This is a genomic window from Nonomuraea sp. AD125B (assembly GCF_041402765.1).
In the GTDB taxonomy this organism is placed as follows: Bacteria; Actinomycetota; Actinomycetes; order Streptosporangiales; family Streptosporangiaceae; genus Nonomuraea; species Nonomuraea bangladeshensis.
This window is the reverse complement of sequence record NZ_JBGLOU010000012.1, coordinates 347160-357233: the sequence shown is the minus strand read 5'-3', so window position 1 is coordinate 357233 and position 10074 is coordinate 347160. Positions and strand designations below refer to the sequence as shown.

General features: G+C 72.6%; 6 protein-coding genes. 2 read left to right on the top strand and 4 right to left on the bottom strand.

What is annotated here, in order from left to right; all coding sequences use genetic code 11:
• Window positions 1–675 (bottom strand): LysR family transcriptional regulator (locus tag ACBR40_RS30870; RefSeq protein ID WP_371251026.1); only part of this gene is annotated, 675 nt, incomplete at its 3' end.
• 72 nt (window positions 676–747) lie between these two features.
• Here ACBR40_RS30870 and ACBR40_RS30865 point away from each other — a divergent pair.
• Window positions 748–1602, top strand: a complete 855-nt coding sequence (locus ACBR40_RS30865; RefSeq protein WP_344208841.1) for a dihydrodipicolinate synthase family protein — start codon at window positions 748–750, stop codon at window positions 1600–1602.
• On the opposite strand, the gene ACBR40_RS30860 is transcribed toward ACBR40_RS30865, so the two are convergent.
• Genes ACBR40_RS30860 through ACBR40_RS30850 form a run of 3 tightly spaced genes read right to left on the bottom strand, consistent with a single transcriptional unit; the run spans window position 1597 to window position 8911 of the window.
• Entirely contained in the window at window positions 1597–6414 is a 4818-nt protein-coding gene (locus ACBR40_RS30860) for a DNA repair ATPase (protein WP_371251025.1), read from the bottom strand. The genes ACBR40_RS30865 and ACBR40_RS30860 overlap by 6 nt on opposite strands.
• Complete coding sequence (locus ACBR40_RS30855) at window positions 6411–8417, bottom strand: flotillin family protein (RefSeq protein ID WP_371251024.1); 2007 nt, start codon at window positions 8415–8417, stop codon at window positions 6411–6413. The genes ACBR40_RS30860 and ACBR40_RS30855 overlap by 4 nt, the downstream gene beginning before the upstream one ends.
• A complete protein-coding gene (locus ACBR40_RS30850; protein ID WP_344208835.1) occupies window positions 8417–8911 on the bottom strand; it encodes a hypothetical protein in 495 nt (164 codons plus the stop codon). Before ACBR40_RS30850 ends, ACBR40_RS30855 begins: the two co-directional genes overlap by 1 nt.
• A 216-nt stretch (window positions 8912–9127) precedes the next feature.
• On the opposite strand from ACBR40_RS30850, the gene ACBR40_RS30845 reads away from it, so the two are divergent.
• On the top strand, window positions 9128–10039 hold the full coding sequence (locus ACBR40_RS30845) for an NADP-dependent oxidoreductase (RefSeq protein WP_371251032.1): 912 nt from the start codon (window positions 9128–9130) through the stop codon (window positions 10037–10039).
• The last annotated feature ends 35 nt before the right edge of the window (window positions 10040–10074 follow it).

The following is a 10074-nucleotide window of genomic DNA, read 5'->3' as shown; positions in this document are numbered from 1 at the left end:
GGCGAGCACCGCGTCGAAGTCGTCCACGTGGTGCCGCACCCGCGGCTCGAACCCGGCCGCCTGGCAGGCCCGCACCGCCATGGCGTGGCAGAGCGTCCCCGGCTTGCCGGTGATCCACGCCTCCTCGCGCGCCGCGGCCGGCGACGGGTGATTCGTCAGGTACATGGGCTCGGCGAACAGCGGCTCGACGGCCACGGAGTCGTCGGTGACGGGCGGGACGAAGTCGTACTCGTGGACGAGCGCCACGTCCAGCTCGCCCGCCCCCAGCGCGGCCGAGACGTCGGCGGGGTCGATCTCGGCCACCATCGGCTCCAGCCCGGGATGCTCGGCGGCGAGCGCCGCCAGCGCGGCCGGCAGCAGGACGCGGACGGCGGTCGGGAACGCGCCGATCCGCAGCGGCCCTGACGGGCCGCCACGCACGGCGGCCAGCGCGGCCGAGGCGCGGTCGAGCTGTTCGAGCACGGCCTGCGCGTGCTCGACGAGCAGGCGGCCGGCCGGGGTGAGGCTGACCCGGCGGCCCGTGCGTTCGAGCAGCGGCACGCCGGCCTCCCGTTCGAGCGCGCTGAGCTGCTGCGAGACGGCCGACGGCGTGAAGGTGACCGCCTCGGCGACCGCGGCGATGGTGCCGCGCCTGGCCAGCTCGCGGAGCAGGTGCAGCTTGCGGGGATCGAGCATAAGGACAGCTTACGCTCGACGTCACGTATCCGAACTGGACCTTAAGGGTGGGCAGAGGCCAGGCTCGGAGGCATGTTGAGAGGAATCCACGTGCCGCTGGTCACCCCGTTCACGCCGGAGGGCGAGGTGGCCGCCGACGCCGTCGAGAAGCTCGCCTCCCAGGTCCTGGACGACGGCGCGGCCGGGCTGGTCGCGCTCGGCACCACCGGCGAGGTCGCCGCGCTCGACCCGGAGGAGCGGGCCCTGGTGATCGAGACCTGCGCCCGCGTCTGCGAGGGGCGCGGAGCGCTGCTCACGGTGGGGGTGGGCGGGAGCGACACCCGCACGACGGCCCGCGCGCTGCGCGCTCTGCCGGAGGGCGTGGGGGCGGCGCTGGTGACCGTCCCGTCGTTCCTGCGGCCCGGTGAGCGCGGCGTCGAGGCGCACTTCACGGCGCTGGCCGAGGAGACGCCGGTGCCGCTGGTGATCTACCACATCCCCTATCGGACCGGGCAGCAGGTCGGGGCGGCGACGCTGCGCAGGCTGGGGGAGCACCCGATGGTCGCCGGAGTCAAGTACGCGACAGGCGGCCTCGACCAGGACGCGCTCGACCTGCTCGGCGACCCGGTCGACGGGTTCGAGGTGCTGTGCGGCGACGACCTGTACGTCTCGCCGATGCTGGCGCTGGGGGCCGCGGGCGGCATCCTCGCCTCGGCCCACCTGCGCACGCGCGAGTTCGCCGACCTGGCGGACGCCTGGCACGCGGGCGACGTGCCCCGCGCCCGCGCGCTCGGGCACCGGCTGGCCGCCCTGTCGGCCGCGCTGTTCGCCGAGCCCAACCCGACGGTGCTGAAGGGCGTCCTGCACGCCCGGGGTCTCATCCCGACCCCGGACGTACGGCTGCCGCTGCTGCCCGCGAGCCCCGCATCGGTGGCCGCGGCCCTATAGCCGGCCGGCCTCCCTGATGGCCGTCCCGACCTCGCCCACCCGGTCGGCCAGCAGGCCGATCGCGCCCACCGTACGGGTGGCCGGGTCGTCCTCGGCGCCGCCGAGCGCCTTCGCCTTGAGGTAGGCGCGCTTGATCTCCGCCCACCTCTCGGCCCGCTCCGGGGTGAGCCTGCCGCGCAGCTCGGCCAGCTTGAGCAGGTTCGCCTCGGCGTCGGAGGTGAGCGTCTGGGCCTCGCCCAGGTAGTGATCGTCGATCACCGCCTCCAGTTCGTCCTCGTTCATGGCGGGGACGATCCGCTCGGCCAGCTTGTTCATGTTCCGGTAGGAGCCCTGCAGCCGGTACGGCGGCTCGGTGCGGGCCGCGTCCGACTGGCCCGCCGAGGCGATGTAGGCCCGGTTGTTGGCCAGCACGACCTCCTGCACCCGCGTCAGCTTGGCGAGGACGGCGAGGATCTGCTCCAGCTCCGGCTTCGTGTACGGGTGCCCGAGCTGGTCGGGACGGACCGCAGGGTCGCCCTTCGCCAGCCGGATCAGCAGCTCCACGTCGGCGTGGTCGCGGCCGGCGAGCGGGGCCAGCACCGGGTTGCTGGTGAGCGCGTTGTCGACGTAGCTGAGCGCGAACAGCTCGTCCCTGCCGGACAGCACGTCGCCGAGGTTCCAGACGTCGGCCCGGTTGGCCAGCATGTCCGGGATGCGGAAGCGGCGGCCCGACTCGGTGTACGGGTTGCCCGCCATGCAGACCGCGAACCGCTTGCCGCGCAGGTCGTAGGTGCGGGTGCGGCCGTTCCACACGCCCTCGATGCGGCGCTGGGCGTCGCAGAGCGAGATGAACTTCTGCAACAGCTCCGGCGAGGTGTGCTGGATGTCGTCCAGGTAGAGCAGCGTGTTGTTGCCCGTCTCCAGCGCGAAGGAGATCTTCTCGACCTCCTGCCTGGCGGTGGCGTCGGGGGCCTCGGCCGGGTCGAGCGAGGTGACCCGGTGGCCGAGTGCGGGGCCGTTCACCTTGACGAAGACGAGGCCGAGCCGGCTGGCGACGTACTCCATGAGGGTGGTCTTGCCGTAGCCGGGCGGGGAGATGAGCAGGAGCAGCCCCATCTGGTCGGTGCGCTTGCCCGCGCCCGCCGCGCCGAGCTGCTTGGCCAGGTTGTCGCCGATCAGCGGCAGGTAGACCTCGTCGAGCAGGCGGTTGCGGACGAACGCGCTCATCACCTTCGGCCGGTACTCCTCCAGGCGCAGCCGGGCCCGCTCGGCCTCGACCAGCTCGGTGCGGCGGCGCTGGTAGGCCCGGTAGGCCGGCACCCGCTCCTCGCGGAAGCGGCGGGTGCGCGGCAGGAACTCCTCCAGCCGGATCTCCAGCGCCCGGTCCTTGACGCGGGGGTGGGCGCCGAGCAGGCCGGTCACCGTGGCGGTGGTGGCGGCGCCGGAGTCGTGACGGGGCAGGTCGCCGCAGAGCAGCACGGCGACGGCCTCGGCCGTCTCCGGGCCCTGGTGGTAGGCGGTCAGCCAGGCGTGGGCGAGCTGCACCCGCTCGGGGAGCGGCACCGCCTCCAGGTCTTCCTCGAACTCCCGCGTCCGGTCCGGGCCGAGGCCGGCGCGGAACCCGTCGAGGACGTCGCGGGCCGCCTTGCTGGTCACGAACCCGTCCGGGCCGCTCCCCAGCTCCTCGACCAGGTACTCGCCGGCCGCCGCCGTGTCCTCCGCCGCACCGGCGCCCAGCTCCGCCACGAAGGCGGCGATCAGCGCGCCGAGCTCGCCGGCCAGGGCGCCCAGCGCGGGCGTGGGGCCGAACAGGTCGCGGGCACGGGTCAGCGACACGGCCCGGGTGGCGAATGTTTTACGTGAAACATCATCGGTCCCGTACGCCCAGAAGAGCTGGGCCAGCGCCCGCGCCTCCGGTGCATAGCGGAGCAGCCCCGCGCTCTCACGCAGCCGGACCAGCACGTCCAGGATGGCGGCCGCGTCGTGGTCGTGGACGCCGCGCTCGTAGCCCTCGTCGTAGCGGGACTCGGCGGCCTGGCGTACGAGGTCGGCGAGCGGCGCGCCGGGGGCGACGGCGGGCAGGAGCGAGGCGGCCAGGTGCTCGGCCCGGTAGACGTCGGCGGTCTCCGAGACGAGGAGCTGGTCCCAGAACGGCCGCGTGTCGGCGAAGGAGGCGGGCGTGGGGGAGCGGTAGTCGGTGCCCGTGATGGCGAAGTGCATCGTGCCGTCGTGGGGGACTAGCGTCAGGTCGATCGGCTGGGTGTTGACCGCGAAGCGGTGGTGACCGAGCCGCAGCACCTCGCCGCCGTCGGAGAACAGCTCCAGGCGGTCCCGCAGGGCCCGGCCCGCCTCCTGCTGGGCGGCCTTGACCCGCCCGTCCAGCTCCTCGGCCCGTACGGCGTCGCCCAGCGACCGCAGCTCCCCGGCCGTCGCACGCACCTTGGCCACCATGGGGTCGGTGGCGAAGTAGGTGTTGACCTCGTCCGGGGAGGTCAGCGTCCCGAGCCGCCGGGTGATCGCCCCCAGCACCCGCTCGGCCGAGGCGAACAGCCGGTCGGCCCGCCGCGCCAGCTCGTCGAGCTGCGCCTGCTTGCGCGCCGAGAACGCCTCGTAGACGTCGTCCCGCTTGGCGGCCAGCTGCGCGGCGAAGTCGTCGAACTCCCCGAAACGCGACTCCAGGCCCTCCAGCCGCAGCATGAGCCGGCCGAGCTGCTCGTCGCACGCGGCGGGCGTGCCGGCCACCGCCAGCGCCCCCGTCACGGCCTGGCCGAGCAGCGCGAACTCGGCGGCGAACGCGGCCCGCCCCTCGCTGCCCAGCAGCTCGCGCCGCCGCCCGTCGAGGAGGGCCCGCGCCCGGTTCACGCCGCCCAGGACCTCGGCGATGCGCGCCAGCACGGACGTGCGCACGGTCGCGTCGGCGATCTCCAGCGAGCCGACGACCTCGGTCACCACCTCCAGCCCCTCGCCCTGCTCGGCCAGCCGCTCGGCGACGGGCGCGGCCTCGGCGACCGTCGCGATCGCGGCGGCCTCGGCGGCCAGCCGCTCGACGGCGGCCTGGTAGGAGGTGAACGCGTCCGCGCCGGACAGGAAGTCCACCGCCCGCCGCCCGGTCGCGGCCAGCTCCTCGGCCACGGACTCCGCCAGGGCGTCCAGGGCGGCCAGGTCGATGTAGCGGACCTCGCGCAGCGTCACCAGGTGGCCCTGCGCCCTGCGCAGCGCGGCGAGCGTGCCCACCCAGGCGTCGGCGCTCTCCGGGCTGTCGGCGCGGGCCTGCCTGACCAGGTGGGTGGTCTCCTCCGTGGCCCTGTCGAGGGTGTCGCGGGCCTGGCGGGTGAGCTGCTCGACGTTCTCGTACTCGTCGAGCACCTGCTCGGCGGTGGCCCGTACGTCGGCGAGCGGCCCGTGCAGGCCGTGCTCGCCGAGCCAGTGGTAGGAGTCGAAGGCCCGCGCGCAGGCCGCGATCAGCCCCTCGAACGTCCCCGCCGACGGCGCCATCTCCTCGACCATCCTGGCCACGGACAGGCAGTCGGAGATGCCGCGCACCAGCTCGGCGTTGCCGATGCGCTCCAGCGGATGGTCACCGGCCGGCTGGGCGGCCGCGAAGGTGTCGGAGACGTACGGCGTCTGCCACACCTGCATCGGGTGGACCCGGGTCGGCTCCTCGGAGGTGGCGCGGAAGACCACCATCGTGCCGTCGTCGAAGAGCGAGTACCCGTGACAGACGATGGGCGTGGCCACCTCCTTCCTGATCACGTTGTACGGCAGCAGCAGCGAGCGCCCGTCCTCCCGCGCGTGGAAGACGTACAGCACGTCCTCGCCGTTGGGCGCCCGGACCACCCGTTCGAACTCCAGGTCGCTCACGTCCGTGTCGAACGTCCTGCTGACCCCGGTCGACAGGTAGTAGCCGCCGGGGAAGATGAAGCCCTGGTCCTCGGGCAGGCGCCGGCACGCCTGGCCGATGCCGTCCAGCCGGTCGACGGCCTTCGTACGGGTGTTGAAGACCAGGTGCCGCCACTCGGTCTCCTTGTACGGCCGGATCCGCATGAGGATGAGCGGGCCCACGCGGGCGTACTCGACGTCGGCGTCGGCGAGGCTCTGCAGCGGCTCGCTGACCGGCTCGCTGTGGATGCCCGCGCCGGTCTCGGTGTTGTCCTCGATCTTGATCGTGAGGTCGCCGCCCACGGTCTCGACGAACACCTCGCCCTCGATCGAGATGTGCGGATGCCGGCCCAGGACGTGGTCGTCGCGGGTGGTCGGCGTCCACTCGAAGTCGTGCGACGGCGGGAACACGTGGTCGCGCTCGCCCCGGTTGTCCAGGTACGTCGGCACGCCGGCCGCGTCCACGGCCCAGCGCAGCACCCGCAGGTCGGCCGGGCCGGTCCTGAACACCGCCAGCAGCTTGCCGTCCACCCGGCGGAGCTGCTGGAGCCGGGTCTCCTTGTAGTAGCGGTAGAGCTCGGCGAAGTCCTTGGCGAACGCCGGATCGGCCAGCGCCTCCAGCCGGTCCGCCGCGAAACCGAAGCGGTCGCCGTCGCGGCTGAAGCGGTGCACGGCGAACACGTCGGCCACGCGCGTCTCGGGCTTCAGCCCGATGAAGACGTTGTAGCCGAACAACATCACGCCGCCGACCGAGACGATGTCCCTGGGGACGCAGTTGTTCTCCGTACGGATGCGCTCGGTGCCGAGCAGGCGCAGCTCCGCGCCGCCGAACACCTTCAGCCGCTCCCCGTTGAGCGCCCCGGCGGCTGCCGCCAGGGCCTTGGCCTGGGCCTGGAGGCGGTTCCGCAGAACCTCGTACGTCCCCGCCTCCAGCCCCGCTCCCGTCACGCTCACTTGGCCCCGGCCAGCGCGTTCACCGGGGAGTCCGCCACGCCGAGGCGGCGCGCGGTGTCCAGCAGCTCGCCCATGGCGCCGGCCTGCGGGCCGCCGTCCTGGATGAGCTTCATGAGCAGCGCGGAGACGGTGACGTTCTTCAGGTCCTCGGTGCTGATCCCGCCGACGACCCGCGCGAGGTCGGCGGCGATGCTGGCCTGCCCGTTGACGTACGGCGCCGCGAGCGCCGTGGCGACCTGCGAGTGCTCCACGAACCCGTCCACGGCCTTGCCCGCCGTGATCGAGCCGACGACCTTCTCGAAGAACGTCGACTCGCCGCCCACGATGTCGATGTTGGCGTTGGTGAGCCCGGCGGCCAGCACCCCGGCCTGCGACTCGGCCACGGCGCGGGAGACGTCGATGTGCTTGAGCCGGATCTCCTTCTCCGCCTCCAGCCGCAGGCGGTACTCCTCGTGCGCCCGGCTCGCCTCGTCCAGCGCGGCCAGCGCGGCGGCCTTCTCGGTGAGGCCCTCGGCCTCGGACTTCAGCTTCTCGCCCACCGCGGCGGCCTCGGCCGTCAGCTTCTCGCGCAGCGCGACGGCCTCGGCGCGGCCGACCTTCTCGATGGCCGCGGCGTCGCGCTCCTTGACCTGCACCTGGGCCAGCCCGCTCGCCGCGGCCTCGGCCTGCACGCCCTCGGCGAGCCGGATCTTGGCCCGCGCCTCCAGCTCGGCGGCCTGCTGACGGGACTCGGCCAGCACCAGCTCCTCGCGGGCCCTGAACTTCGCGGCGGCCTCGGCGGCCTCGGCGGCCTTGATGTCCTTGACCAGGTTCTCCTGAGCCTCGGCCTCGGCGGCGATGACGACCTGCTGGCGGGTGCGCTCGGCCTCCTCGACCACGCGCAGCCGCTTGATGGCCTCCTCCTGCTCGGCCACGGTCTTGTCGACGGCGACGCGCTCGCGGATGACCTCGGCGATGAGCCGCTTCTCGGACTCGACCTCCTTGTCCTTGGCGATGCGTGACAGCTCGGTCTCCCGCTCGCGGGCGATGACCTCCAGGACGCGGTCCTTCTCGATGCGCTCGCTCTCGATGGCGATGACCCGCTCGCGGTTCTTCTCGGCGACGGCGACCTCGCGGGCGAGGTTCTCGCGCTGGACGCCGATCGACTCGTCGGCCTTGATGTTGGCGCTCTGGGCGCGCAGCCGCTCCTCGGCCTGGACGCGGGCGATCTCCGCCTCCTCGCGGGCCTTGACGGTCTCGATCTCGCGCCGCTGCTTCAGCTCGGCGTCGGCCTGGCGGCGCTGGAGCTCGAGAATGGCCTCGCGGGCGTCGACGTTCTGGCGGGTGATCTCCTTCTCCTCCTGGCGCTGGAACTCGTTCGTGCGGACGTGCTCGATGGCCGTCAGCTCGGTGATCTTCCTGATGCCCTGCGCGTCGAGGATGTTGTTCTTGTCGAGCTGGACCATGCTGGTCTGCTCCAGGTAGTCGATGGCGGCGTCCTCCAGGCTGTAGCCGTTGAGGTCGGTGCCGATGAGCCGGACGATCTCGTCACGGAACTCGTCCCGCTTGGTGTAGAGGTCGACGAAGTCGAGGTGCTTGCCGGCGGTCTTCAGCGCCTCCGAGAACTTCGCGTTGAACAGCGCCTGCAGCGTGGCCTCGTCGCTGGCGCGGGCGGTGCCGATGGCCTGTGCGACCTTGATGACGTCCTCGGCGGTCTTGTTCACCCGGACGAAGAAGGTGATCCTGATGTCCGCCCTGATGTTGTCCCGGCAGATCAGGCCCTCGCGGCCGGTCCGCTCGATCTCGATGGTCTTGACCGAGATGTCCATGACCTCGGCCTTGTGGACGACGGGCAGCACGACCGCGCCCGTGAACGTGACGTCCACCTTGTTGACTTTCGAGACGATGAGCGCCTTGCCCTGTTCGACCTTACGGAAAAGCCGGCCGATGATGACGATCAGACCGATCGCAACAACCAGGACAACCGCTAGGAATACCCCGAACCCTGTCGAGATGACGTCCATCAAAACCCACTTTCGTGCGGCATGACCAAGAAGAACTCGCCGTCTTTGTCGTAGTCGAAGATGAGGGCCCGCTCGCCACGGGACAGGCGGTCGGCGCCGGTCGTACGGACCTGCACCAGCGCGGTCGAGCCGTCGGCCGCGGTGACCTCGGCCTGGCCGAAGTCGGGGGTCGCCGAGCCGGTGCGGATGACGCACGGCCGGCCGACGAAGTCGCCGCGCGAGTGCCGGTCCCCGTCAGGGACCAGCCGGCGCAGCGGCTTGAGCAGGCCGCGGGTGACGAGCCAGGCGAGGCCGGCGGCGGCGAAGGGCACGGCGATCAGCGGGCCGCCGCTCACGACCTGGCTGCCGATCAGGCACAGCAGCCAGGCGGTCGCGATCAGCAGGGAGAGCGTGACGCCGGCCGGAGCTCCCCCGAGGCCCAGCCAGACGGCGTCGCCGTCGTCCAGCTCCAGAACGCCGGTCACGACGATGAGCCAATAACCGACGACCACCACGAGAAGGAAGCTGAAAACGACAGTCGGAAAACTCAACACCGCGCTGAAGAACTCGCCCATCTTGCCCCGTTGTATCCATCCCCGTATCGATGTCTCGACGGACTATATCCATATAAAGTGCGAGTAAAGAGGAAAGTTCCCGAAATGGGATGCAAAGTCCGGCGGACTTGATCTCAACCTAGGTTGAGGTAGCACGCTGGTCCCATGACTGAGTCGATGAGGGCCGCGGCGTTCGCCACGCCGGGCGGCCCCGAAGTGCTGAAGGTGATGGAGCTGCCGGCCCCGCAGGCGGGGCCGGGCGAGGTGCGGGTGCGCGTGCGGGCGGCCGGGGTGCAGCCCTTCGACACGGCGGTACGGGGCGGCTGGCTGCCGCCGTACCTGGGCGAGGTGAGCTTCCCCCGCATTCCCGGCAACGAGTTCGCCGGGGTGGTGGACCAGGTCGGGGAGGGCGTGCGCGGCGTGGCCGCAGGGGACGAGGTGCTGGGCTTCTCCCGGCTGTTCGCCTACGCCGAGTACGTCGTGGTGCCCGCGACGGACGTGGCGCCCAAGCCGGCCGGCGTGCCCTGGGAGGTGGCCGGCGGGCTGACCGCGGGCGTGCAGACCGCCGAGCTGGCCCTTGACGAGCTCGGCCTGAAGGAGGGGGAGACGCTGCTCGTGCACGGCGCGGCCGGAGCCGTCGGCACGGCCGCCGTGCAGATCGCCCGCATGCGCGGCGCGCGGGTGATCGGCACCGCCCGCGAGGTCAACCACGACCACCTGCGCGAGCTCGGCGCCGAGCCGCTCACGTACGGCGAGGGGCTGGCCGGCCGGGTGCGGGCGCTCGCGCCCGACGGCGTGGACGCCGCCCTGGACGGCGCCGGGGGGCACGCGCTGGAGGTCTCGCTGGAGCTGGTCGCCGACCCCGGCCGCATCGTCACGCTGGTCGAGCACGGGCGGGCCGCCGAGCTGGGGGTGCGGACGGTGCGCGGCGAGCGCACGGCCGAGCGGCTGGGGCGCTACGCCAGGCTGTACGCCGAGGGGCGCTTCGCTTGGCCGGTGCGGCGGACGTACGCGCTGGCGGAGGCGGCGGAGGCCCACCGCGAGATCGAGACCGGCCACGGCCGGGGCAAGGTCGTGCTGACGCTCTAGAGCCGGCGATCGTGGGGCCCAGGCCGGCGTTGCCG